This is a genomic window from Pedococcus sp. P2_A3, from assembly GCF_056405035.1.
Map to the genome: position 1 here is coordinate 112,739 of NZ_JBFUCW010000010.1, position 24,937 is coordinate 137,675.

The window sequence follows — 24,937 nt, forward strand, 5'->3', positions numbered from 1 at the left end:
TCGTCGACACGCGTCCCGGATGCACGAGCCGGACGGCCAGGCGAGCCGCGCCAGCGGTGCTTTGCTCAGGGGCGGGCGGGCACCTTGTTCAGGGTGCAGACGAAGTACTTCACGATGCCGTCGTCGACGAGGGCGCCGGACGCCAAGGCCGCCTGGATCTCCGAGGCCGAGTCCAGGACGCCGTTGCCGTCGAGGTCGCCGGCGGCCAGCGCCGCACCATACCCGTCCGGGGTGGACACCTTGTGCACCTGCCAGCGGCCGCCGTTGAAGCCCGGGTCGCCGGGCGCGGCAGTGGCCACGCTGGGCTGCGCGCCGAAGAAGTTGTAGATGGTGTCCCAGCTCTGCGCGGGCGCGCCTGTCCCGGACAAGTCGGTCGGCGTGGCGACTGTCCGGTACAGGACGTGGTCGACATAGATCGCCGGGCCGGAGACCCCGGACGCGTATGCCGTCGAGCCCAGCCCCAGCGCCGCGACGCCACCTGTCGCGATGACACCGACGATGCGGAATGCCTTGCGATTCATGGAACTTCCTCACTTCCCGTCGCCACGGTGGCGGCTCTGGGTCGAGTCAAGCGGGCAACTCCACGGGCAGGCCATGACGGGGCGGTTACACCCTCCTTACGAGGTCCTGACCAGCGCAGCCCGGGGGACGTCAGACGGCGGGAGTGCACCTATCCTCGGACCATGGCCAGCGCCCTCGTCGTCGACGACGACCCGACCGTGGGCGATGTCGTCGGCGCCTACCTCGTCCGTGCCGGCTTCGAAGTGCACCGCGCCGCCGACGGGGTGACTGCGCTGGACCTGGCCGCCCGAACCTCGCCGGACGTCGTCGTGCTGGACCTCATGCTCCCCGGGATGGACGGGCTCGAGGTGTGCCGACGGCTTCGCCGTGACCAGCCAACGGTCCCCGTCGTGATGCTCACGGCCCTGGGCACGGAGGCCGACAGGATCGAGGGTCTCGAGATCGGTGCGGACGACTACGTGACGAAGCCCTTCAGCCCGCGCGAGCTCGTGCTGCGGATCCAGGCGATCGTCCGCAGGGCCTCCGGCCAGCCCGCCGCCGACCGGCCCGATGACGGGGTCGCCCCGCTGCCAGCACAGATCGTCGACGGCGACCTCGTCCTCGACCGGCTCGCGCACGTGGTCACGCGGGCCGGCGCTCCGCTGGCGCTGACGATGCGGGAGTTCGCTCTCCTCGACTGGTTCCTGCGACACCCGGGCGTCGTGCACCGGCGCGAGGAGCTCATCCGCGACGTCTGGGAGTGGGAGTTCGGCGACGAGTCGACCGTCACCGTCCACGTCCGCCGGTTGCGGGAGAAGGTCGAGGACGAGCCGTCTTCTCCGAGACGCCTCGTCACGGTCTTCGGTGTCGGCTACCGATGGGACCCCACACCACCGGACGCACCGTGAGCACCGCGCAGCTCTCGGCGGTTGGGCTGTCCGCCGCCGTCGCGCTGGCCGTCGGACTGGTGGGCGTCGCGCTGGTCGTGGCCCTCACCCGTCGATCCCTGGGCACCGCCGCGGTCGCCGCGCCGGTCGTCGTCGTGATCGCCGTCGCCGCCGGGGTCTATGCGAGCTCACGTGCCATGTTCCTGCGCCCCGAGGACTCCACCACCGTCCTCCTGGTGCTGCTCGCGGCCGTCCCGGTGGCCGCCGCGCTGGGCGGCTTGGTCGCCCGGCGGGTCATCGCCGCCGACCGGGCCGCCACCGCAGAGCGGATGCAGAGGGAGCACGAGGCACGCTCGGAGTCCGACCGGCGCGAGCTCGTCGCCTGGGTCTCCCACGACCTGCGGACCCCACTGGCCGGAATCCGCGCCATCAGCGAGGCCGTCGAGGACGGGGTGGCTGCGGATGTGCCCACCGCCATGCGGATGGTGCGCGACTCGGTGATGCGCATGGACGACCTGGTCAACGGCCTGCTCGCACTGTCCCGGCTCCAGGCCGACGACCCGGGCCTGACGATGAGCGACATCGACGTGGGAGACCTCGTCTCGGACGCGGTTGCCGGCCTGGTTCCGCTGGCCCGGGCCCGCGAGGTCCGGCTCACCGGGTCCGCCACGCCGGGCGTGCGGGCGACGGTGGCCGCGACCGAGATCCATCGTGCGGTCGCGAACCTCCTCGTCAACGGGATCCGGCACACCCCGTCCGGCGGCGAGGTGGAGACGACGGTCACGGCACAGGGGAACGAGGGCGTGCTGGTCACGGTGCGGGACCAGTGCGGTGGCATCCCCGAAGGTCTGGCCGCGCGCATCTTCGAGACGGGGTTCCGAGGAACCGAGGCCCGGACCCCCGGCGACGGCGGAGGCGCGGGCCTCGGTCTGGCCATCGTGGCGGGGGTCGCGAAGGCCCACGGGGGAACGATTTCCGTCGCCAACACCGACGACGGGTGTTGCTTCTCGCTCTACTTCCCCGCCGTCCAGGGTTCGAGGGCGACAGCGGTGATGACGCCCGGGACTCCCTGAGCCCCCCGGCCCCTCTCCCCTCCCCTCGGCCCGCGCCGGCTGCGACCAGACTGCGTCTGCCCGAAAGGCAGACGCAGGCAGTGATCAGGGCACGGGATGAATGCGGTGCAGGTGTGCCAGACCAAGGGACAAGAAGGAGGGGCACACAGCAAGACACCCTGTCCATCCTGCGGCGATCGCGCAGGTCGGACAGGGTGTCAGTGAGTGGAGCTGAGGGGATTCGAACCCCTGGCCTTCTCATTGCGAACGAGACGCGCTACCAACTGCGCCACAGCCCCTTGATGCGGACGAAACAATAACACCAGCACTGGGCCCGACGGAAAACGGTGCAGCACCGACCACACCTGCCCTCATCCACCGGCTCGGGTCCACCTCATCCGGTCCGCCGGATCGGGTCCACCTCATCCGGTCCGCCTGATCGGGTCCGCCTCATCCGGCAGCCTGACCAGATACGCCTAGACCAGGCTCGCCCGCATCACGGTGTGGCCGGTGTCCACCTGACGGATCTCCACGGAGGCGATCTGCGACACCGGAAGGGCAGAGACGCCGACCGGGTGCATGATCCGGTCCGGGTGTGCCGTCCAGTTCCGCAGCTCGGTGGCCTTCCCAGCCCGGTCGATCACCCAGATCGCGTAGTCGATCGAGTAGTCCCCCCCGGTGCCACCCGCCCCGGAGCCGCTGGTGGGTCGGGTCGAGGTCGGCCCCGGGGTGGGCCACGCGGGCGCAGGGGCCCCCGTCTGTCGGGCGTACTGGCACTCCACCCTCAGCTCGGTGCCGTTCGCGATCGGCACGACGTCCACCACTGCCGTCATCAGCGACGGCTCGACCGCGATGAAGGCCAACCGCCCGGGCCCCGCAACGGGCCCCCTCCCGACGGTCCCCCCTGCGGTGGAGGTGACCCCCGGGTTGGGTGACCCGTCGCGCCCGGCTGACGACGCGGCATACCCACCGACGCCTCCGATGAGGAGGGCGGCGGCGGCCGCGGCCAGCGGGGCCAACCACCGACGGCGCGGCGACTCGGCGGCCACGAACGGCAGGGTGGGCATCAGCGAGGCCGGCGGTTGCAGGTCCGAGACGCCGTCGCGATCCATCGCGAGGACCTCGCCCGGGGGCAGCTGGGCGAGCAGGCCCGGCATACCCGCCAGCTCGGCGACCGCGCCCCGACAGGCGGCGCACCCGGCCAGGTGGGCCTCGTACTCACGCCGCTCGGCCACCGGCAGGGCGCCCAGGACGTAGGCGGCGTCCCAGTCGGTGTAGTCGTCGTGGGGGCTCATGGGCTGGTCACCCCCTTCTCCTGCAGGACCAGACGCAGGCTGCGCAGCCCGTAGTGGAGCCGCGACTTCACGGTGCCCTCCGGCACCCTCAGCTCTGCGGCGATCTCAGCCACCGTTCTCCCTTCGTAGTACGCGGCCGCGATGACCTGGCGGTGCTCACGTGACACGGACTCCAGCGCGTCCGAGATCAACCAACGGTCGAGGACCTCTCCTGACCGGTCCGCCACTCCCGCCTCGACGAAGTCGATGCCCGCCACCTCGTGCCGGGACGCTGCGCTGCGCCAACGGTCGACGACGAGGTTGCGCACTACCGTGAACAACCACGCGCGGGCCTGCGGCTCGGAGCGGGTGCCCAGCGCCGGGTCGCGCCAGGCGCGCAGCAAGGCCTCCTGCACGACGTCCTCGGCGACCTGCGGGTCTCGGGTCAGCCGCAACGCGAACCGCCACAGCTCCGAGGCATGGCGGTCGTGCAGACCCTGCAGGGCCGCTTCCCGCTGACTCGTCGCCACACCCGCTCCTTCGACCCTCATGAGCCGACACGACCGATCCTCCCCGGTCGGGGAAGTCTCCGTAAAGGACGAGATGCGGCCCGCCCGGGTTCACCGATGGCCGCGTCGAGATCCCGGCTCTCGGGGCTTCAGGGGGTGTTGGACGCGCAGAGGTGGGATCTCGGTGCAGAGTTCACGCTCCGTCGCGCCTCGGTCGCGGCCGTCGCGCCCTCCATCGCGCCCGCCATCGCGCCGCCGTCGCGCCCTCCATCCCGCCCGCCATCGCGCCTCCGTCGCGCCGCAGTCGCGCCCTGCATCGCGCTCGCCCTCGCGCCCGCCGGTGGGTGAACCCCGACCCGGTCGGCTACGTTCCTGCGGCATGGAGATCAACGGACTACCCGCGCACGTCCTGCTGGTGCACCTCGTCGTCGTGCTGCTGCCGCTGACCGCCGTGGCCGCCATCGTGGTGAGCGCGTGGCCGGCCGCCCAGCGCAAGCTCACCTTCCTCGTGCCGCTGGGGGCGGTCGTCGGCGCCCTGGCCGTGCCCGTCACCACCCGCGCAGGCCAGGACCTCGCGAAGCGACTCGGCAACCCGCCCTTCATCGACAAGCACCTGGGCTACGGCACCATGGTGCTGCCGTGGGCCGCCGCCCTCGCCGTGACCACCATCGCCCAGTGGCTCTACCTGCGACGCAGCGGGGTGACCACCGTCCCGCGGCTGGCGCTCGCCGGGCTCGTAGTCGCGAGCGCGATCGGCACCGCGACCATCGTGGTGCTGACCGGCGACTCGGGCGCGCGCGCCGTCTGGGGCAACCGGTAGCGCGCCGGGCCCGAAGTGCGGCCCTGGGTCCGAAGTGCGGCCCTGGGTCCGAAGTGCCGCCCCGGGTCCGAAGTGAAACTGCCGGATCTCCGGAAGTTTCGCTTCCAACAGGGCGGGAGCTACTGGCGGCGGCCCCGGCGGGTCAGGACCCGGTCGGCAGGGTGAGGATCTGCGCCCCGTCGTCCGTGATCGCGATGGTGTGCTCGCTGTGCGCCGTGCGGCACCCGGTCGCGCTGCGCAGGGTCCACCCGTCGTCGTCGGTGACGAGCTCGTCGGTGTCGACCATCACCCAGGGTTCCAGCGCCAGCAGCAGACCCGGACGCAGCTCGTAGCCCCGGCCGGGACGCCCGGCGTTGGAGACGTGTGGGTCCTGGTGCATGGTCGACCCGATGCCGTGGCCCCCGAACTGGGTGTTGACCGGGTACCCCGCCGCGCTGAGCACCGTGCCGATGGCATGTGAGAGGTCACCGATGCGGGCGCCGGGCCGGGCCGCCGCGATCCCGGCGGCCAGGGCCTCTTGGGTGGTCTCGATGAGGGCGACGCTCTCCGCCGGCCTCGACTCGCCCACGATGAAGCTGATCGCCGAGTCGGCAGCCACCCCTGCCTTGGAGACGGCGAGGTCGAGGGTCAGCAGGTCGCCGTCGGCGAGGGTGTAGTCGTGGGGCAGCCCGTGGAGCACGGCATCGTTGACGGACGTGCAGATGTAGTGGCCGAACGGCCCGCGCCCGAAGGACGGCTCGTAGTCGACGTAGCAGGACTGGGCGCCGGCCTCGTCGATCATCGTCCTGGTCCACGTGTCGATGTCCAGCAGGTTCGTGCCGATGGTGGCGCGGCTCCTGACCGACTGCAGGATGTCGGCGACCAGCGCGCCGCTGTCCTTGGCCCGCACGAGCTCTGCGGAGCTCAGGATCTCGATCATGCCGTCGCCGTCGTCATGCGCCCCACTATGGCAACCGCGGGGCGCACCCGCGCGAGCGGCCCCGGCCGGGCGTGGTCAGGCGTGGTCGAGCGGGACGCTGGGCGCGTCAGGCGCCGGCGACCCGGCGCTGCTGAGTGTCTTCGTATGCCGCGTACTCGGTGTCGGCGTCGCCGACCAGGTCGGCGGAGGTCGGGGCGGGCCGGGTGACCCGAGCCTTCATGGCGTAGGTCGGGCGGGGAACCGGCACCGGGTCCCACGTCAACGGGATGTCGTCCTCGTCGACCAGCGGGCCGGCCGGGAGGGTGGGCCGCGCGACCGGCGCGGCCACCGGGGTGGCCGGCGCGCGCAGGCTGGTCTCGACGGCCTGCACGTCGTAGAGCTCGCCGCGCACCGGGGCTGGGGCGGGCTCCTCGGGGGCGACCTCGGCGGCCGCTCCGGCTGAAGCGGGCCCGTGCTCGGCCGGGGAGGCGGGGGAGGCGGCACCACCGGCGGACGCCGAGGCGGACTCGGCCGGTGCACCGCTCCGCTCTGCGGCGGGACGAGGCTGGCTGGCTCGACGCGCGGCCTCACGAGCCGCCTGACGAGCGGCCATCCGGGCCCGACGCTCGGCCTGCGCCTGGGCGCGCGACCACGCCATCGCACCGCCCACGGCGACGACCGGGACGGCGAGGGCGTAGAGCGGGACCACCGAGAGCGCGACGAGGGCGCTCGCCACGACGACGGTCGCGAGGGCACCCAGCATGACGACGGCCCGGGTGCGCCGGGCCGCGGACTGGGCGCGAGGCGCGGGCGCCCCGTCCTCGACGAGTGGCGCTGCGGCGGTCGAGGCGATCGGGGAGGTGTCGGCGCGCTTCACGAGCACCTGGGGACGCGCGACGCGGGCCGGCGTCACGGCATACGAACGGGGCTGGGGCGTGGAAAGGTCCGTGGCAGGCAGCGGGCTGCGGCGCTCGAGGACCCGCATCGACTCGGAGAACTGGTCGACCGAGCGCGCGGTGGCGAGGTGCTCGCGGCGACGGACCCAGTACTGCACGAAATAGGCAGCCCAGACCGCGATGATGACGAGGAAGACGAGACTGYTGGGCTGCACGGATACGACGTTAGGTGTCCCGAGTCGGTGCGCCGGGGACGTGGGGCGGTGTGTCGCCAATGTGACTGGTGTGATTGGTGTGCATTCGGTCGAGCAGGGAATGCCCGCCCAGGTCCTCCCGCGTCAGGGCGAAGCTGCGGTGGTCGCGCCACGCGCCGTCGATGTGCAGGTAGGCCGCCCGGAGCCCTTCGTCGCGGAAGCCCAGCTTGCGCACCACCGCCAGGCTGTTGGAGTTCTCGGGACGGATGTTCACCTCGATGCGGTGCAGTCCCATCGTCCAGAGCGCGTGGTCACCCGCGAGCGCCAGGGCGGTCGGGGCGATGCCGCGGCCCGCGACCGACTCGTCGACCCAGTAGCCGGCGGCCGTGGAGAGGAGGGAGCCGTAGGAGATGCCGAACAGCACCATCTGGCCCACGATCCTGCCGTCGACCCGGATGGTGAACGGGAGCATCCGACCTGCCCGCGCCTCGGCACGGTAGTGGCGCACGAGGGTGCGGAAGGAGACATACGTCGGCTCACGCTCGGGTGAGGTCGCATCCCACGGGCCCAGCCAGTGCCGGTTACGGCTGCGGACCTCGACCCACTCAGCCTGGTCCCGCCGGCGCAGCGCGTCGAGGACGAGCTGCTCTCCGCCCGGGGTCTCGCCCCGGAGCACGACGGGCCAGGGGGCCATCAGTGGTCGCCGCCGCGAATCTGCGAGAGCGCGTGCGGCAGGACCGCTTCGAGCACCCCCAGCCCGTCACGGACTCCGCCGGTCGAGCCGGGCAGGTTGACCACGAGGGCCTGGCCCGCGATCCCGGCCAGGCCGCGGGAGAGGGCTGCGGTCGGCACGCCGGCGGCGAGCCCGGCCCCGCGGATGGCCTCCGCGAGCCCGGGCACCTCACGGTCGAGCACCGCGCGAGTGGCCTCAGGAGTGCGGTCGGTGGGTGAGAGCCCCGTGCCGCCGGTCGTCACGACCACGTCAGGAGTGGCCGCCAGCGCCGCCTCGAGCGCCTCGGAGACCTGCGGACCGTCGGGGACGACCAGCGGGTCGCCCACCTCGAAACCCCACTGCCGCAGGGCCTCGACGATCAGCGGGCCGCCTCGGTCGGGGTAGACGCCACCGGCCGCACGGGTCGAGCAGGTGATGACGATCGCCCGCCCGGCCGGCTCGCGCGCCTCCCCCACGCCGGGGTCGTGCTCACTCATGACTCCTCCACCCAGTCACCCGAGCGACCTCCCGACTTGGCGGTGACCCGCACGTCGGTGATGCGGGCGTGCTTGTCGACCGCCTTCACCATGTCGATCAACGCGAGCGCCGCCACCGACACCGCGGTGAGCGCCTCCATCTCGATGCCGGTGCGGTCGGCGGCGCGCACGGTCGCGGCGATGTCGACGCCGTCGTCCGCGACCACGAGGTCGACCTCGACCGCGTGCACCGCGACCGGGTGGGCCAGCGGGATCAGCTCTGGGGTCCGTTTGACCGCCTGTATGCCGGCGATGCGGGCGACCGCGAGCGCGTCACCCTTGGGGACGGTGCCGTCGCGCAACGCGGACACCGCAGCGTGGGACAACAGCACCCGTCCGCGGGCCGACGCCTGGCGTGCGGTGACCGCCTTGGCCGAGACGTCGACCATGTGCGCGGTGCCGTCCGGACGCACGTGGGTGAGGCCGGGAGCGCGCTCGGCGGGACTGGCGGCAGCCCCCACGGCGGGGCGCTCGGCGGGACTGGCGGCAGCTCCCTCGGCGGGGCGCTCGGCGGGGTCGATGGTCACTGGCCCTCCCTCCCGAGCAGTGGCAGGCACATCAGCTCGTCTCCGGCCGCGACCTCCGAGACCTCGGCCGGGATGACCGCCAGCGCGTCGGCGGCCGCGAGGGATCCGAGCATGTGGGAGCCCTGACCCCCGGCAAGCCGGGCGCGGTCGTCGTCGAGCACCACGCGGACGAACTCCATCTTCCCGGGCACCGAGGTGAACCGCTCACCGGCGATGGCGGGGACGTAGCCCGGCGGGTAGGACGGCTCGGGCCGGCCCGCCATGGCCCGCAAGGCGGGGGCGACGAAGACGTGGAAGGAGACGAGGGCGCTGACCGGGTTGCCGGGCAGGGTGAAGACCGGCACCTCGTCCTCACCGAGCACCCCGAAGCCCTGGGGCATGCCCGGTCGCATCGAGACCTTGTCGAACTGCACCGTCCCGACCCTCGACAGCACCTCCTTGACCGTGTCGAAGGCCCCCATCGACACGCCTCCGGTCGTGATGATCACGTCGGCCCGCACGAGCTGGCCCTCGAGGGTGTCCATCAGCGTGCGCGCGTCGTCCGGCACCCCACCCACCCGGAACGGCGTGGCCCCGACGGCGGTGACCGCGGCGGTCAACATCACCGAGTTGGAGTCGACGATCTGGCCGAACCCGGGCGTGCGCCCGACCTCGACGAGCTCGTCGCCGGTCGACACCACGACCACCCGGGGCCGGGGGACGACCCGCACGCGGGAGATCCCGGCGGCGGCCAGCAGGGCGATCTGGCCGGGCCCGAGCAGCGTGCCGCGGCGCAGCACGATGGTGCCGGCCTCCACGTCCTCACCGACCTCACGCACGTGCGCGCCGACCTTGCGGCTCTCGCGGATCTCGACCTTCACGACCCCGCCGTCGGTCACTTCCACGGGCACCACGGCATCCGCGCCGTGCGGCATCGGCGCCCCGGTCATGATCCGCATCGTCTGGCCGGTCGCGAGGGAGAGGGCCTTGGTGTTGCCGGCCGCGATGTCGTTGACCACGGGCAGGACGACCGGCGACTCGGGGCTCGCCGTCGCCACGTCGGCGGCGTGCACGGCATACCCGTCCATGGCCGAGTTGGTGAAGCCCGGCAGGGAGCCGCGCGCCGCGACGTCGGCGGCGAGGACGCAGCCCTGGGCGTCGAGGACACCGAGCTCGAAGGGCGCGATCACCTTGACCGTGGCGAGGATCCGCTCGAGGTGCTGCTCGACGCTGATCACGGCGTCGCCATCGCGGCGGTCGAGACGCTCGTCGCGCTGAGGGTGGTGCCGTCCGGGATGCTCCGAGGCTCGTCGGCCTCGACGACGACGTCGCCCACGCACCGGATGCCGCCGCCAAAGGTCACGTCACCGCGCACCACCAACGACGTGCAGTCGAGCAGCGAGGGAGCGTCGTCGGGGAACCGCTGGTCGAAGTCGTCGATCAGCGTGTAGTGCCCGTCGAGGTCGACGCGAGGGTCGGGACGGTCGGTCTGCGCGACGACCTCGTGGCCGGCACCGAAGCCGTAGCGGTCGGAGCGCAGCAGGAGCAGCTCGTTCGTGGTCTTGACCGGGCGGAAGCGGCTGCGCGGCACGTGCAGGGCGCGTGAACCGTCGAACACCTCGATCGCGGTGCCCATCGCCGACTCGACCTGGATCACGGGCGTCGAGTCCTTGCGGCTCGGGTCGACGGTCTTGCGGTTGACGATGATCGGCAGGCCGAGGACGCCGTCGCGGGCCTCGAGCTGTTGGTGCAGCGCGTCGAGGTCGACCCAGAGGTTGTTGGCGTGGAACAGCGCGTGGCGCTCGGTGTCCTCGAAGTACTTCTCGTCCTCCGGGGCCACCATCGCGCGTTCCCGCAGCACCACCCGACCGTCGCTGCGGCGGACCGCCAGGTGACCGCCCTTGCGGTCGTTGACCGTTCGCTCACAGACCTCGGACACGTAGGGAATGGACTCGCGCTCCATCCACGCCGGGATCGCGGGGTCGCAGGTGGCGCCGAGGTTGTCGGAGTTCGACAGGAACGCGTAACGGAAACCCTTGTCCCGCAAGGCCTGGAGCACTCCGCTGGCCGCGAGGGCGACGTAGACGTCTCCGTGGCCGGGCGGGCACCACTCGAGGTCGGGGTCGTCGGGCCACGACACCGGGGTGAGGTCGTCGGCGCGCAGCTTGGGCTCGGCGTTCTGGAGGAAGTCGAGCGGGAGCCCGTCGACCTCGAGGTCGCCATACGCCGCGAGCACCTCGAGCGACTGCTCGCGCGTGCGGAAGGAGTTCATCAGCACCAGTGGCACGGGCACGTCGTACCGTTCCCGCAGGGCGAGCACCTGCCGCGCCATCACATCGAGGAAGGTCAGCCCGTCACGCACCTCCAGCACCGACTTCGGGCCGGACAGGCCCATGCTCGTGCCGAGCCCGCCGTTGAGCTTGACGACCGCGGTGTGGGCCAGCGCGCGGGCCTGCTCCCCGGGGTCACTGGTGAGGTCCGCAAGTTGCGGCACGTCGGTGAGCGGCTCGATGTCGGACTCCGGGATGAGCCCCGTGTTGCCCGCCTCGAGCTGGGCGTACGCGTCCTCGAAGACGTGCACCGCCAACGGGTGCACACCCCGCTCGGTCATGCGGTCCACCGCCTGCGCCAACCCGTCCTTGCTCATGGGGCGCAGCCTAGTGGGACGATCTGCACGTGCCCCCGAACACCAAGACCGCGGTGCGACAACGACTGCGCGAGCTGCGGCGCGAGCGGGTGCCCGGCCGCGACCGCGCCCGCGACGCGACCGAGCTGGAGCTCGCCGCCCTCGAGGTCGCGCATGCCGCGGGGCTGGCTCCCGGGGACTGGGTCGCCGCCTACGAGGCCACGCCCCTCGAGCCACCCACGGAGGCGCTGGTCGCCGCGTTCGTGGCCCGCGGCATACGGGTCATGGTGCCGGTGACCCTCGAGGACTGGGACCTGGACTGGAGTGAGGTGAGCCGTGCCGGCGAGACTCCCCGCGAGCCACTGGGCCGGGACGCGATCGCCCGCGCCGCCATCGTCTTCGTGCCGGCGCACGGGGTGGACCGGTCGGGGACGCGGATCGGCCAGGGCAAGGGGTGCTACGACCGGGCGCTCCCCCGCACCGACGCGATGGTCGTCGCGGTCGTGCACCCGTGGGAGGTGCTCGACGAGAAGCTGCCCCGCGAGCCCCACGACCGACCGGTGGACGCCGCGATCGCCGCAGACAGCGGGGTCACCCACGTCAGCTGACCCGCAGGATTCGGCCCATCGCCCGGTTCCAGAGCCAGTCACGCCGCCCACGCCCGCAGGATTCGGCCCATTGCCCGGTTCCAGAGCCAGTCACGCCGCCCACGCCCGCAGGATTCGGCCCATTGCCCGGTTCCGCGCGGGTCAGTTGGTCGAGCCGGGGACGAGGGTCAGCTCGTCACCACCCGCGGCGCGCACTGCCTTCTCGCTGAAGGGCCAGGCGTAGAGCTCGTTCTTGACCCACGCCTCGGTCTGGTCGTTGTAGTGGGCGTCGTAGGCGTGACCGCTGTTCCCGGTCTGGTTGACCCACCGCGACTTGTCGAGGTCGGAGAGGTCCACGACCATCCGCATGGAGGGCGCCCAGTCGACGTCGAACGCCTTGTCGGAGTCCTCGTCGTCGAGGCCGACGCTCGCGTCCCAGCCGTTGGCGTCCACGATCGCGGAGCCACCGGGCATGTTGATCGGGCCGCGGTTGAAGAGCTGCCTGACGATGCCGGGCACGTCGTTGCCGCCGAGCACCTGGTGGGTCAGGGTGAGCTGGTGCAGCTGGCCCCACTGCCAGTCGCCCACGTCCTTGCCGAGCTCCTTGGTCAGCTGGAGCCGCGCCGCCACCAGCGCCTTGCGGAGGATCTCGGACTGCCCCTCGGCGACTCCCGGCGTGCGCTTGTCGTCCCACCACGGTGAGCCCTGCTTGGTGAGCAGCACGGTCATGGCGCGCATCCACTGGTCACCACCGTCGGCCCGGAGGTCCTTGGGCAGCTCGTCGTTGAACGTGAGGTTGAGCAGGTTGGACCACACCGCGTTGTAGTAGGCGGCCGCGGCACCGGACTCGCTGTCGCCGACCGGGTTGGTGTAGTCCCAGCCCCGCAACAGGTCCTGCGCCTGCTTGGTGAAGTCGTCGGAGCCGAGGTCGACCTTGAGCAGCGCCTTGACCAGGGTCGGGGCGAACTGGCTGCGGGTGTCGCCCTGGATCTGCGACATCCTCGCCGGCGTGATCTTGGTGTCCTTCTCGACCAGCGACCTGATCCGCTGGCTGCGGTAGCCGTAGTCCCACTCGGTCGTGAGGAACGGCGTGCCGCTCTCGGTGACGGCCTGGTTCGCCGCGACGATGAAACCCTCCGGCGGGTTGTAGGTGTGCGGCATCTGGTCGAACGGCACGTACCCCTGCCAGTCCCAGGACGAGACCCAGCCCGGGCGGATCCAGAAGCCGGGAGGGGCCTCCATGTAGCGGCTACGGATCGGGATCCGCCCCGGCGCCTGGTAGCCGATGTTGCCCGCGGTGTCGGCATAGAGCAGGTTCTGCGACGGCACCGCGAAATCCTTTGCGGCGGCGCGGAACTGCTCGAAGTTCTGGGCGGTGTTGAGCCCGAAGATCGCGTCGGCGGTCTGGCTCACCTCGATGCCGGTCCACTGCAGCGCGACCTCGTAGGAGCCGGCGCTCGGTCGGCCGTTCACCGGTGGTCGGTCACCGGCGCTGGCGACGTGCTCGATGGCATCGGACAGGATCGGGCCGTGGACGGTGCTGCGGACCGTGATGGTCTGCTCTCCCCCACCGCCGCCGATCTTGATGGTCTCGGTGCGCATCGTCAGCGGCACCTGCTTGCCGTCGCGCAGGTAGGTGTTGCCACGCACCTGCTCGAGGAAGAAGTCACTGACGTCGGGTCCGAGGTTGGTGAAACCCCAGGCGATCGACTGGTTGTGGCCGATGACGACCCCCGGCAGCCCGGAGAAGGAGTAGCCCGCGACGTCGAACGGGCAGGCGTTCCCGACCGAACGGCAGTGCAGTCCCACCTGGTACCAGATGCCCGGGATCGAGACTCCGAGGTGCGGGTCGTTGGCCAGCAACGGCTTGCCGGTGCTGGTGCGGTTGCCGCTGACGACCCAGGAGTTCGAGCCGATGCCGTCACCGCGACCCATCGTGACGGGGACGGCGTTGAGCGCCTGCTGCACCACGGCATACGCCCGCTCGGCACCGGGTGTGGTCTCGGCGGCGAGCTCGGCCTTGGTCGCGGCGCTCGTCTTGCCGGCGCCAGCCTTGCCGGTGCTGGCGGTGCTCGTGCTGGCCCTGCTGGTGGTCGCGACCCCAGGGGATACGGCGGGAACCGCCGAGTTGGCCGAGGACGTGGTCGGCGACCAGTCCTTCTCGGAGAGGATCGGCTTGTTGGCGCCGTAGTCGTAGGCGGGGTAGAGCTCGTTGATCTGGTTGATCGACATCGACCCGGCGAGTCGGGCCCGCATCAGCTCGGCGCTGTAGTCGCCGCGCAGGTCCCAGGCCATCGCCTTGAGCCAGGCCAGCGAGTCGGCCGGGGTCCACTCCTCGACGCGGTAGTCGGTCACCTTCTGGCCCAGCACGACGTACTCGAGCGACATCTTGGCCGGGTCGCCCTGCTGCTTGATGTAGGCGTTGACGCCGTCGGCGTAGGCCTGGAGGTAGCGGCGGGTCTCGGGCTTGAGGGTCGGGAGCTCGGCCTCGGCGACGCGACGCCAGCCGAGGGTGCGGATCACGCGGTCGGTCTCGAGACCGCCCTCGCCGACGAGCTCGGAGAGCCGGCCGGCCGTGATGTGGCGGCGCAGGTCCATCTCGAAGAAGCGGTCCTGGGCGTGCACGAAGCCCTCGGCCTTGAACAGGTCGTCCGCGCTGTCGGCATAGATCTGCGGGATCCCGCGGTCGTCACGCAGCACGCTGACCTTGCCCGACAGGCCCGGCACCTGGATCTCGCCCTCCGTCGTCGGGAACGGACGCCGCACCCACGTGACCGCGAGGACCGCGACAATTCCGAGGACGACGACGAGCAGAGCAGCCACGGCCACAGCGATGCGGCGGGCAAGAATGGCGCGAGACACCCTGCGAGACTATCCGCACCACACGAACGGAAAGGACGTGACGGGCCGTGCGCGCTGCGATCCTCCCGGGTGTGGTTCCCGACCTCCTCGCCGCTGGGCTCCCGGCCCGTCTCCCGGGTGCGGACGCGTCGCCGGGGTTCACCCTCCACGACCTCACCCCGGCCCTGTTGATCGGCTCGCTGGTGCTCCTCGTCTCGGTCGCCGCGGTGCGGTTGTCGCTGAAATCCGGGCTCCCCTCGCTCTTGATCTACCTGGGGATCGGGCTGGCGATCGGCGAGGCCGGGCCCTTCCTCCAGATCCGGTTCGACTCCAACGAGCTCACCCAGGTGCTCGGCTACGCCGCCCTCATCCTCATCCTGAGCGAGGGCGGTCTCAGCACGAAGTGGGAGGGCATCCGTCGCTCGGTCGGCCCCGCCGCGGTGCTGTCGACCGTGGGCGTCATCGTGTCGGTGGTGGTGGTCGCGCTGGCCGCGCGGTTCGTGCTGCACCTCGACTGGAACACCGCGCTGCTGATCGGCGCGATCCTGTCCTCGACCGACGCTGCCGCCGTGTTCTCGGTGCTGCGTCGGGTGCCCCTCCCCCGCCGGATCACCGGGATGCTCGAGGCCGAGTCCGGGTTCAACGACGCGCCTGTCGTCATCCTCGTCACCGCCCTCGCCGCCCGGTCCGCGAACCCCGCGGACGCCGAGGGGTGGCTCACCCTGGCGGTGAAGGCCGTGGCCGAGCTCGGCGCCGGTGCCGCCATCGGCCTCGCCGTGGGGTGGGCGGGCGGCCAGTTCATGCGCCGCGCCGCGTCGGGCTCCTCGGGCCTGTTCAGCATCGGGGTGGTCGCCCTCACCGTCCTCGCGTATGCCGCGGCGGCCAGCGTGCACGCCAGCGGCTTCATCGCGTGCTACCTGGCGGCCCTCGTGCTGGGGAACCTCAAGCTGCCCCACGGGCCTGCCGTCCTCGGGCTCTCCACCGCGCTCGGCTGGCTGGCCCAGATCGGGCTGTTCGTACTGCTCGGCCTGCTGGCCTCACCGGCCAAGATGGGCAGCCAGATCCTCCCTGCCATCGTGATCGGGCTGGTGCTGCTCCTCCTGGCCCGCCCCCTGTCGGTGCTGGCGTCGGTCTCGCCCTTTCGGCTCGGCTGGCGCGACCAGGCCTTCCTGTCCTGGGCCGGCCTGCGGGGCGCCGTCCCGGTCGTGCTCGCGACCGTGCCGCTCACCGTGGGAGCCCGCAACGTCGACTGGATCTTCGAGCTCGTCTTCGTCCTGGTGGTGATCTTCACCCTCGTCCAGGCGCCGACGCTGCCTTGGGTGGCCCAGCGTCTCGGCATCGTCGAGGACTACCGCACCCTCGACCTCTCGGTGGAGGCCACTCCCCTGGAGGAGCTGCGGGCCGAGCTCATGCAGGTGACCGTGGGTCCGGCCTCGAAGCTGCACGGGGTCGAGGTGTTCGAGCTCCGGCTGCCCGAGGGCGCCAACGTGACGCTCGTCGTGCGCGCAGGCAAGGGGTTCGTGCCCGAGAACACCACGGTGCTCCGGCGCGGCGACCAGCTGCTCATCGTGTCCACGGCGGAGGTGAGGACGCTCGCGGAGAAGCGGGTGAGGTCGGTCAGCCAGCACGGTCGACTGGCCGGCTGGCGCGACGACGGCCCCCGGCTCCGTGGCCGCGGCGGGCGCCTGCGCGACGCCGGGGCCCGGCTGCGCGACGTCGGTGGGGTCCGTCGTGGGGGCGGCAGCGGGAAGAAGTAGCCCTCGCGCGGCCTTATAGTTGGCAGTCGAACCATCACAGTGCCAGCCCACGCCACCCGTGCGCGCTGGCCAGGACGCCCCATTGGAGGAACCGTGCCGACGTACTCCTACGCCTGCACCGAGTGCGACCACCGCTTCGACGCGGTGCAGTCGTTCAGCGACGACTCCCTGACGGTCTGCCCCGAGTGCCAGGGCCGGCTGCGCAAGGTCTTCAACGCCGTGGGTGTCGTGTTCAAGGGCGGCGGCTTCTACCGCACCGACTCGCGCAGTGGTGCGTCGTCGTCCGTCCCGGCCGCGAGCTCGAGCGACTCCTCGTCGTCCACGTCCAGCTCGTCGAGCTCGTCCGCCTCGGGCTCGTCCAACTCGAGCTCGTCCAGCAGCAAGGCCAGCGCGGCCAAGGCCGACGGCTCAGCGGCCTGAGCCGGCTCGCTGCCGCGACCACGCGGCATACCGACGACGCCTGCCCCCTCCACAGGGCGGGCGTCGTCGTCGCTGCGTCCACAGGCGCCCGCTCGGGAGGTGCGGCCGGCGGCCCGCTGCGTAGGCTGCTCGCATGACCTCGACCCCTCGCGCCGACCTCGGCCTGATCGGCGGATCCGGCTTCTACGAGTTCTTCGAGGCGGCAGAGCGGGTGAGCGTGAGCACCCCCTTCGGCGACCCGAGTGACGACCTGGTCATCGGTGAGGTCGACGGACGACGGGTGGCGTTCATCGCCCGCCACGGCCAGGGCCACCGGTTCCCGCCCCACCGCGTCAACTACCGCGCGAACCTCTGGGCGCTCCGCTCGGTCGGTGTGCGCCAGGTCCTCGCACCGTGCGCCGTGGGGTCGCTCAAGCCGGAGCACGGACCGGGCACGATCGTGGTGCCCGACCAGGTGGTCGACCGCACCTGGGGCCGGGAGCACACCGTGTATGCCGCGGAGGGACCGGTCGTGCACGTCGGGTTCGCCGACCCCTACTGCCCCCGTGGACGTGCCGTCGCGATCGAGGCCGCGAGGGGCGCGGGCAAGCCCGTCGCCGACGCGGGAACGCTGGTCGTCATCAACGGTCCGCGGTTCTCGTCCAAGGCCGAGTCGGCCTGGCACCAGCAGGCCGGCTGGACGGTCGTGGGCATGACCGCCATGCCCGAGGCCTCCATCGCCCGCGAGCTCGCGATGTGCTTCACCACGGTCGCCCTCGTGACCGACCTCGACGCCGGGGTCGACGGTGGCGACGCGGTGACCCACGAGGAGGTGCTCGCCGTCTTCGCGAAGAACGTCGACGGCCTCAAGCAGGTGCTGCGCTCAGCACTCAGGGCGATGCCCGCCGAGGAGCCCGACGACACCGCCGTCTGCGCGTGTCGGCGCGCGCTCGACGGGATCACCCTGCCGTTCGAGCTCCCGGGCTAGGCCGGTCACCGTGCAGACCCCCCTCGACCGGAGCGGACCCGCCGGGGCCCACGCCTCAGACAGGATGCGCGCTGCAGCCGGCTGGTTACGAGGACCCGGGCGGCGCCGGCAGTGGCGCCGGCGGGTGGTGCGGCGCGCCCTTGCCGTGGCGTGTGCCATGGGGGCCGCAGCCGGGGTGGTCGGCGTCGCCCGGTCCGGCGACCCGCGACCGATGGAGCGGGTCGTGGTGGCCGTGCGACCGGTCGCTGTCGGCGAGATCGCCACGCGGGCCTCGCTGAGGGAGGTCTGGTGGCCGGCCGACCTCGTCCCGAAGTCGGGGGTGCACGACCTCGGGTCGGTACTGGGCCGGCCGCTCTCGGTGCCGCTCGCGCCCGGTGAGCCGCTCACGACGACCCGGGTCAACCCCGGCGCCCTGCTGCTCGGCCAGCCCGTCGACATGGTGGCCGTGCACCTCAGCGTGCCCGACCGCGGGGTGATGGCGATGGTCTCTGCTGGGGACCGGGTCGACCTCTGGGGCCCCGACGGCCTCGTGGCGAGCTCGGTGGTGGTGTTGCGCGTTGACCAGTCGCTGACCACCGACTTCGGTGCGGTGATCCAGGGCCAGGGATCGTCCAGCGGCTATGACCTCGACGGCGGCGGGATGGTCGTCTCCGCAGGTCACGACGTGGTGGGGCGCATCCTGTCGGTCCCCGACGACGCGCTCGGGCGCACGCAGCTCAGGGTGGTGCTCACGCGCGACTGACCGGCGGCCGCCGTTCGACCGGCTGGTCCCCGCCCGTCGTCACGCGCATGGACCCATCGGGTCGCTAGCGTGGAGAACGTCCGTTCGACATCTAGGGAAAGGTCGCGACACCCATGAAGGGTTTCAAGGACTTCGTCATGCGGGGCAACCTCGTGGAGCTTGCCGTCGCCTTCATCATCGCGGGGGCCTTCGGCACCGTCGTCAAGACCTTCACCGACCTGCTGATGGGAATCATCGGCAAGGCCGGCGGAAAGCCCGACTTCAGCGCCTACAAGCCGGGGGGCCTGCCCGTCGGCATCTTCCTGACGGCACTCGTGTCGTTCCTCATCCTGGCGTTCATCGTCTACTTCTTCGTCGTGAAGCCGTACGAGGTGGCCAAGGCCCGCTACGCGAGGGTCGAGGAGGACGCGGCGCCGGACGAGAACATCGTCCTGCTGCGGGAGATCCGCGACGCACTGCGCGGCCGCGCCTGACCGACACACCTCTTCTCGTTCGATGTAAACGCGCCGGGAAACCCCGGCGCGTTTACATCGAACGGCGCGTCACGGGCTCAGTCGGAGCCCCAGTGCGGCGGACGCTGTTCGCGCAGCCAGCGGTCGTGGGCCGACTCGTCCTTGCTCTCCCCCCACCCGAGGTCGGTGTCGTCCTTGGTCTGCCCGGTCGGGACGTCCAGGGTCGGGGCATCGGGGTTCTCCGAGGTCGCCGGGGCGATGACCCGCTTGCCCTTCCGGCCCCGAGCCCGACGCTGGCGAGCGCCCTCGTCGGCCGTGGGGACGAACTCGTCGAAGGGCTCCGGAGCCGACGCCGCCGGACCTGAGGGGGCCTTCTCGGGCGCGGCGGGCTCGGCTGCCACGGGCTCGGAGACGTCGGGCTCGCTGGCGGCGGGCTCGGCCACCACGGACTCGGTGCCCACAGGCACCGCGGCGGCCCGGCTGGCGACGGCCTGCTGCACGGCGGCGTTCACCCGCGCGACGTCGCGGGCGGGGTCGCGGAAGAGGTCGGTGGACCAGACCCTGACGTGCATCCAGCCGAGTCGGCCGAGCTGTTCGCCCCGCAGCCGGTCGCGGTCGCGGCTGCTGCGCATGGCGGCATACGTCGGGCCGTCGGTCTCGACGGCCACGAGGACGTGGCCCGGGTGGTCCGGGTCCTCGACGGCAAGGTCGATCGGCTGCCCGGCCGAACCGTAGGCCTCGTGCACGACGAGACCGGTGTCGCGCAGGCGCCGCGCGAACTCGGCCCGCAGCGGGTCCGCCGTCGGCCTCGTTGCGGTCGGGTGGGATTCCTGCGGGGTGGTGGGCTGCGGGGCCGGGAAGCTGCCGTCCGCGGCATACGCGAGGAAGTCTCGGAGCATGACGGCACCGCGGGCCTTGAGGCGCGCGGGGTCGAGGTCGCTCGCGAGCAGCGACGAGACCACGGTCATGCGGCGGCGGGAGCGGGTGATGGCGACGTTGAGACGACGCTCGCCGCCCTCGAGGTTGAGCGGCCCGAACCGGTGGAGCACCCGGCCGTGCGGGGTCTTGCCGTAGCCGACCGACAGGATGATCGCGTCGCGCTCGTCGCCCTGCACGCGCTCGAGGTTCTTGACGAAGAAGCGCTCCGGCCGGTCCTCGTCGAAGAAGTCGCCCACCCCGGCGGCGGCGTCGGTGGCCAGCGCGCGACGCAACGCGTCGTCGAGGCGGGTGGCGTGCTTGATGCCGAGCGCGATGACGCCCAGCGACTCGTGCGGCCTGAGGCGCGCGTGCTCGAGGACGAGCTCGACCACCCGCAGGACCTCGGCCTCGGTCGACTCGATGGCCTCCTCCCCCGCCTGCACGACACCGGAGCCCTCGACCGACTCGAGGCGCACGACGGGGTCGGTGCCGGTGCCCGGGAACGTGACGAGCGAGTCGTCGTACATCTCCCGGTTGGCGAACGCGACGAGGCGTTCGTCGAGCGAGCGGTAGTGCCACGAGAGGCGTCTGGTGGGCAGCGCCGCGGTGAGGACGTCGAGAACCGACTCGAACCCCTCGGTCAGGGCATCGGACTCGGGTGCAGCGTCCTCGTCGACCGCGGCGGTGAAGAAGCTGGTCGGGGGGAGCTGTCGCTCGTCGCCGGCCACGACGACCTGGTGGGCGCGCGAGATGGCCGACACGGCCTGCGCGGGCGGGATCTGCGAGGCCTCGTCGAAGATCACCACGTCGAACCAGCGTCCTGGGGGCAGCACCGACGCCACCACCAGCGGCGACATCGCCCACGCGGGCTTGGCTGCGGTGAGCGTCTCGGCGGCCTTCGGCAGCAGGTCGCGCAACGGCCGGTGGCGGCGCGACTTGCCGGCCTCGGCACGCACGAGCGCCTCCTGGTCGGGGTGGTCGGCGAGCACCTCGCGCAGCCGTCGACCGGCCCCGGCCCGCACGCGGTCGGCGCTGGCGCGCAGGTGGGCGTGGTCGGCGGCGATGTACTCGCGGGCGACGCGTTGCAGCTGGGCGCCGTCGTGGGCGCCGTAGCGCGGGTCGCGCACGGTGAGGTCCTCGGACAGCGAGGTCCACCAGACGAAGTCGAGCTCGGCGGCGACGTCGTCAGGACCGACGCCGCGACGGGCGAGGTCGTCGAGCAGGGCTCCCATCCCCGACGCGCGCAGGGCGTCGAGCGTGCCCAGGACCTGTGGCACCACGGTCAGCCGGTCGGGGCGGGCGTCGAGCGCTGCCATCCGCTCGCGCAGCTCGCCGAGGGTGGCGCCGAAGAGGTCGCCACCACCGTGGGTGGTGGCCAGCCGCTCGCCCAGCCAGGTGAGGTCGGCGGAGAGGGCCTCGTATGCCGCGCGAGCCCGGTCGAGGTCGACCGGGATCTCGGGGCGGCCGCCCGCGCCGGCCATCTGCTGCCAGGCGGTGCGCTGGGTCTGGGCGTCGAGGAGGGCCGTGTGCAGGTCGGCCGGCGGGGGCCCGGGACGCAGCAGGGAGCGAGCCTGACGACGCAGCCGCCACCGCGAGTACCAGCCCAGCGCAACGGCGTTCGCGTCGCGCTCGGTCTTGTCGGCAGTCGCGGCGACCAGGTCGCCGAGCGGGATGTCGAAGATCTCGGGGCGGAAGACCTCGAGGGTGTCGCGGACCCGGCCGACCGAGTCGAGCACGGCTCCCCAGTCACCGACCCGGTCGGCCTGCGGCAGGCTCACGTCGGAGAAGACCTCGTGCATGGTCTGCTCGACGTCCTGGAGGCCGCCCTGGCTGAGCCGGCTGGTGATGTCGCGGGCGCGGACTGCCTCCTCGGACGTCGCGATGCGGGCCCCGAACCACGGGTCGGTGCCTTCCTGGGTCGACCACGCACCGAGGCTCGCGGCCTCGGTCAGCTGTCGGCCGAGCTCCTTGACGCGCTGGCGGTCGAGGGCGGCGAGCTGCTCACCCCGCACCCGGACCCGTGACGTGGGCGGGTGGGCGAGGCTGCCCAGGGTCGAGATCGCTTCCTGCGCCTGGTGGGCGGAGACTCCCCAGGGCTGGCGCACCTCGTGGAGGGCGGCAGCGTGCTGCACGAGGGTGGCCCGCCGGTCCACGAGGACGTGTTCGATCTCGGTGGTGTCGGGGTCCTGCACCTGGGTGCCGCGCTCGAGCGCCGCGCCGAACTGCTGGGCCAGGCGGCGTCGGTTGCTCGCGCCGTCGTAGGCGTCGAGGACGAGGTCGCCGAGACCCACGCCGTCGAGCCGGGACAGGACGGCGTCGATGGCGGCGCGCTTCTCCGCGACGAACAGCACCCGCTTGCCCTCGCCCGCGAGGCTCGCGATGAGGTTGGCGATGGTCTGGGACTTGCCGGTGCCGGGCGGGCCCTTGATGACGAGGTGGGCGCCGGAGCGGACCGCGTCGATCGCGGCCTGCTGGGTCGAGTCGGCGTCGAGGATGAGCAGCTCATGGGCCGGGTCGGAGTCGGCCGGCGAGTCGGGCACCGACGTGCGCACCGCGCGCAGCGCTCCGGGGTCTCCGGCGAGCGCGGCGATCACGTCATGGTCGGCGAGCGAACTCCCTTGCGCTGCAAGGTCGGCCACCATCGGCAGCTTCGCATAGGAGAACGTGCCGACGACGAGCCGCGGCATCACGCTGAAGTCCGGGACCGACGCGCACAGCCGCGCCAGCTCGGCATACACGGGGTGGGGGTCGAAGGCCCCGCTGGCGTTCGCCAGGTCTTCGAGGGCGCCGGTGTCGAGGTCGAGGCCCTGCTCGGAGCGCAGGTAGTGCTCCAGCACTGGGTTCAGCTCGACGTCGTTGCCGAGGTCGAGGTCGAAGTCCTCGCGCGCCGCTCCGGTCGGCTTGAGGACGCAGGACCGCAGGAGGACGGGCGCCGCCGGTGGGCGCGAGGCGCCGCGTACCGTCCAGCTGGCCATGCCGATGGCGATGAACCCGGCCGCGATGCCGCGCTCCTCCGAGAGCTCGAGGGTCTTGGCGCGGATGACGCGGGCGCGGCGGCGGGCCTCGTCGAGGGCCGCCGGTTCGCGCACGAGGTCGGAGAGCCGGGTCGGACGCCCGGCGAGCAGCATGGCCAGTCCACCGGGGTGGGCGGTGGTGAGGTGGAGGGTGCCGCTCGGCAGGTCGCGGTACCAGAGCAGGGTGTTGCGTCCGCCGAGGTCGACGAGGTGTCGCTGCCAGGCCGCGACCGCGTCGGCGACGCGCTCACCGCGCGGGTCGGCGTCAGGGGTGCTCGCGTTAGGGGTGCTCGCGTCGGACGTGCTCGCGTCAGGGGTGCTTGCGTCAGGGGTCGCCGTCGGCACTGCTGGGGTCTCGTCGGTCGGCGGGGTCACCCAAGCAGGCTAGCCAACCTGGTCGGTCTCCCGGTCCGGCAACACGGTGTCGGGCGCGACGGTGTCGGGCAGGACCGGGTCAGGGGTGACCGTCGTCGCGCCGGCCGCTCCGTCGGGCAGCGTGGCGGGGACCCGGATCAGCAGCGACGCCAGGGCGACGATCGCCGCGAGGACGGCCGAGCACGCGCCGAGCACGGAGTAGCCGAGCTGGCCGACCACCACTCCTGCCAGTGCGCCGCCGCCACCGGCCGCGAGACCCATGACCAGGTCGGAGGCGCCCTGGGCGCCGGCCCGCTCGGCGAGTGGCACCGACTTCACGACCAGGGTCGAGCCGCTGACCAGCGTGAACGACCAGCCGAGGCCGAGCAGGAAGAGCCCGATCGCCAGCCCCGCAGACCACCCGATCGGCGCCTGGGCGGCCAACAGCCCGGCGACGACGAGGATCACCGCCCCCGCCAGACCACAGGAGCGGCCACCCCAGCGGTCGACCGCGAGGCCGGTGAGCGGGGAGAAGGCGAACATGCCCAGCACGTGGAGGCTGATGACCAGGCCGATGACGCGCAGGCTGGCACCGCCGTGGTGCATGTGCAGCGGCGTCATCACCATGACGCTGACCATGACCGTGTGCCCCAGGGCCATCGTGACGAGACCGAGGAGGGCGCCGGGGTGGGCCAGCAGGGTGCGCCAGCCGCGGACGATGGAGCCGTGCTGGCGCTCGAGCGGCTCGGTCGCGACCGCTGCGGCACGCTCGCGGGCGAGCAGCAGGGGGTCGGGTCGCAGGCGCGCGAACAGGAGCACCGCCCCGAGGACGAGGCCGAGCAGCGAGAAGACATAGGGACCGGTGAGCGCCGGGATGCCGAGCAGCTTCGCGACCGGCTCCCCCGGACCGGCGAGGTTGGGTCCGAAGACCGCACCGATGGTCGTGGCCCAGACCACGGTCGACAGGTCACGCCCGCGGTGCGCCTCGTCGGCGAGGTCGGCCGCGGCATACCGGGCTTGGCTGTTGGCGGCGTTGGAGCCGCCGAAGAGCGCGGCCCCGGCGAGGAGGAGCGGGAAGTTGCGGAGGGCGCCGGCGGTGATCATCGTCAGCGCGCCGACGATGCCGAGGGCGTAGCCGACGAGCAGACCCCACCGGCGCCCGCGGGCGGCCATGACGTGGGCCATCGGGATGGCGATCAGCGCGCCACCGAGCACCTGGAAGGTGCCGCCGAGCCCGGCGAGGTCGGCGGAGCCACCGACGTCCTCGGCGAGCAGCGCGCCCACGCCCGCACCGGCCGACACCCCCACCCCGACGAGCACCTGGGTGCCGATGAGCGTGGAGACGGTGCGCCGCTGGACCGCCCGGTCGTGGAGGTGGGGCGAGTTCTCGTGGGCGGCGTCGGGCACCCGGCCAGTATGCCGCGCTGCCCGGACCCGAGAACCGGCCCGGCCCGCAGGATGCGGACCGGGCCGG

General features: G+C 72.4%; 22 protein-coding genes and 1 tRNA gene. 9 read left to right on the top strand and 14 right to left on the bottom strand.

Annotated features, from left to right (window positions below; all coding sequences use genetic code 11):
• Positions 1 to 65: 65 nt before the first annotated feature.
• Entirely contained in the window at positions 66 to 521 is a 456-nt protein-coding gene (locus tag AC1DX8_RS10310; RefSeq protein WP_477629831.1) for a hypothetical protein, read from the bottom strand.
• A gap of 162 nt (positions 522 to 683) precedes the next feature.
• Between AC1DX8_RS10310 and AC1DX8_RS10315 the strand changes: the two genes are divergently transcribed.
• The gene (locus AC1DX8_RS10315) at positions 684 to 1,409 is read left to right on the top strand and encodes a response regulator transcription factor (protein ID WP_477629832.1); all 726 of its coding nucleotides are present in this window, start codon (positions 684 to 686) and stop codon (positions 1,407 to 1,409) included.
• Entirely contained in the window at positions 1,406 to 2,461 is a 1,056-nt protein-coding gene (locus AC1DX8_RS10320; protein ID WP_477629833.1) for a sensor histidine kinase, read from the top strand. Before AC1DX8_RS10315 ends, AC1DX8_RS10320 begins: the two co-directional genes overlap by 4 nt.
• Before the next feature lie 205 nt (positions 2,462 to 2,666).
• Here the strand turns inward: AC1DX8_RS10320 and AC1DX8_RS10325 are convergent.
• The 3 genes from AC1DX8_RS10325 to AC1DX8_RS10335 form a co-directional block, all read right to left on the bottom strand.
• Positions 2,667 to 2,739: transfer RNA gene (locus AC1DX8_RS10325), tRNA-Ala, on the bottom strand.
• 177 nt (positions 2,740 to 2,916) lie between these two features.
• A complete protein-coding gene (locus AC1DX8_RS10330; protein WP_477629834.1) occupies positions 2,917 to 3,735 on the bottom strand; it encodes an anti-sigma factor family protein in 819 nt (272 codons plus the stop codon).
• Positions 3,732 to 4,244 carry a sigma-70 family RNA polymerase sigma factor gene (locus tag AC1DX8_RS10335; protein ID WP_477629835.1) on the bottom strand — a complete coding sequence of 171 codons (513 nt, stop codon included), beginning with the start codon at positions 4,242 to 4,244 and terminating at the stop codon, positions 3,732 to 3,734. The genes AC1DX8_RS10330 and AC1DX8_RS10335 overlap by 4 nt, the downstream gene beginning before the upstream one ends.
• Before the next feature lie 358 nt (positions 4,245 to 4,602).
• On the opposite strand from AC1DX8_RS10335, the gene AC1DX8_RS10340 reads away from it, so the two are divergent.
• The gene (locus AC1DX8_RS10340) at positions 4,603 to 5,043 is read left to right on the top strand and encodes a DUF2231 domain-containing protein (protein WP_477629836.1); all 441 of its coding nucleotides are present in this window, start codon (positions 4,603 to 4,605) and stop codon (positions 5,041 to 5,043) included.
• Positions 5,044 to 5,185: 142 nt separating this feature from the next.
• Here the strand turns inward: AC1DX8_RS10340 and map are convergent, their stop codons facing one another.
• The 7 genes from map to AC1DX8_RS10375 form a co-directional block, all read right to left on the bottom strand.
• Positions 5,186 to 5,962 (bottom strand): type I methionyl aminopeptidase, encoded by a 777-nt coding sequence (gene map, locus AC1DX8_RS10345; RefSeq protein WP_477629837.1) that lies wholly within the window; start codon positions 5,960 to 5,962, stop codon positions 5,186 to 5,188.
• A gap of 106 nt (positions 5,963 to 6,068) precedes the next feature.
• Positions 6,069 to 7,052 (bottom strand): hypothetical protein, encoded by a 984-nt coding sequence (locus tag AC1DX8_RS10350; protein ID WP_477629838.1) that lies wholly within the window; start codon positions 7,050 to 7,052, stop codon positions 6,069 to 6,071.
• A 10-nt stretch (positions 7,053 to 7,062) separates the two neighbouring features.
• Entirely contained in the window at positions 7,063 to 7,725 is a 663-nt protein-coding gene (locus AC1DX8_RS10355; protein ID WP_477629839.1) for a GNAT family N-acetyltransferase, read from the bottom strand.
• Positions 7,725 to 8,240, bottom strand: coding sequence for a MogA/MoaB family molybdenum cofactor biosynthesis protein (locus tag AC1DX8_RS10360; protein WP_477629840.1), 516 nt, complete (start codon positions 8,238 to 8,240; stop codon positions 7,725 to 7,727). The genes AC1DX8_RS10355 and AC1DX8_RS10360 overlap by 1 nt, the downstream gene beginning before the upstream one ends.
• On the bottom strand, positions 8,237 to 8,740 hold the full coding sequence (gene moaC, locus AC1DX8_RS10365) for a cyclic pyranopterin monophosphate synthase MoaC (protein ID WP_477629853.1): 504 nt from the start codon (positions 8,738 to 8,740) through the stop codon (positions 8,237 to 8,239). Before moaC ends, AC1DX8_RS10360 begins: the two co-directional genes overlap by 4 nt.
• Before the next feature lie 62 nt (positions 8,741 to 8,802).
• Complete coding sequence (glp, locus tag AC1DX8_RS10370) at positions 8,803 to 10,023, bottom strand: molybdotransferase-like divisome protein Glp (protein WP_477629841.1); 1,221 nt, start codon at positions 10,021 to 10,023, stop codon at positions 8,803 to 8,805.
• Positions 10,020 to 11,432, bottom strand: coding sequence for a UTP--glucose-1-phosphate uridylyltransferase (locus AC1DX8_RS10375; RefSeq protein WP_477629842.1), 1,413 nt, complete (start codon positions 11,430 to 11,432; stop codon positions 10,020 to 10,022). Before AC1DX8_RS10375 ends, glp begins: the two co-directional genes overlap by 4 nt.
• A gap of 29 nt (positions 11,433 to 11,461) precedes the next feature.
• Between AC1DX8_RS10375 and AC1DX8_RS10380 the strand changes: the two genes are divergently transcribed.
• Entirely contained in the window at positions 11,462 to 12,019 is a 558-nt protein-coding gene (locus AC1DX8_RS10380) for a 5-formyltetrahydrofolate cyclo-ligase (protein ID WP_477629843.1), read from the top strand.
• 141 nt (positions 12,020 to 12,160) lie between these two features.
• On the opposite strand, the gene AC1DX8_RS10385 is transcribed toward AC1DX8_RS10380, so the two are convergent.
• Positions 12,161 to 14,860, bottom strand: coding sequence for a penicillin acylase family protein (locus AC1DX8_RS10385; protein WP_477629844.1), 2,700 nt, complete (start codon positions 14,858 to 14,860; stop codon positions 12,161 to 12,163).
• Between the two features lie 71 nt (positions 14,861 to 14,931).
• Here AC1DX8_RS10385 and AC1DX8_RS10390 point away from each other — a divergent pair, with 71 nt between their 5' ends.
• The 5 genes from AC1DX8_RS10390 to mscL all read left to right on the top strand — a co-directional run bounded on the left by AC1DX8_RS10390 (position 14,932) and on the right by mscL (position 19,198).
• A complete protein-coding gene (locus AC1DX8_RS10390) occupies positions 14,932 to 16,596 on the top strand; it encodes a potassium/proton antiporter (protein ID WP_477629845.1) in 1,665 nt (554 codons plus the stop codon).
• Between the two features lie 93 nt (positions 16,597 to 16,689).
• Positions 16,690 to 17,016: an FmdB family zinc ribbon protein gene (locus AC1DX8_RS10395; protein WP_477629846.1), complete on the top strand. Its 327-nt coding sequence runs from the start codon at positions 16,690 to 16,692 to the stop codon at positions 17,014 to 17,016.
• Positions 17,017 to 17,149: 133 nt separating this feature from the next.
• The gene (locus AC1DX8_RS10400; RefSeq protein ID WP_477629847.1) at positions 17,150 to 17,983 is read left to right on the top strand and encodes an S-methyl-5'-thioadenosine phosphorylase; all 834 of its coding nucleotides are present in this window, start codon (positions 17,150 to 17,152) and stop codon (positions 17,981 to 17,983) included.
• A 157-nt stretch (positions 17,984 to 18,140) separates the two neighbouring features.
• Entirely contained in the window at positions 18,141 to 18,725 is a 585-nt protein-coding gene (locus AC1DX8_RS10405) for an SAF domain-containing protein (protein ID WP_477629848.1), read from the top strand.
• A 113-nt stretch (positions 18,726 to 18,838) separates the two neighbouring features.
• Positions 18,839 to 19,198: a large conductance mechanosensitive channel protein MscL gene (gene mscL / locus AC1DX8_RS10410; RefSeq protein WP_477629849.1), complete on the top strand. Its 360-nt coding sequence runs from the start codon at positions 18,839 to 18,841 to the stop codon at positions 19,196 to 19,198.
• Between the two features lie 77 nt (positions 19,199 to 19,275).
• On the opposite strand, the gene AC1DX8_RS10415 is transcribed toward mscL, so the two are convergent.
• The gene (locus AC1DX8_RS10415) at positions 19,276 to 23,484 is read right to left on the bottom strand and encodes an AAA domain-containing protein (protein WP_477629850.1); all 4,209 of its coding nucleotides are present in this window, start codon (positions 23,482 to 23,484) and stop codon (positions 19,276 to 19,278) included.
• A gap of 9 nt (positions 23,485 to 23,493) precedes the next feature.
• Complete coding sequence (locus AC1DX8_RS10420; protein ID WP_477629854.1) at positions 23,494 to 24,870, bottom strand: MFS transporter; 1,377 nt, start codon at positions 24,868 to 24,870, stop codon at positions 23,494 to 23,496.
• Between the last annotated feature and the right edge of the window lie 67 nt (positions 24,871 to 24,937).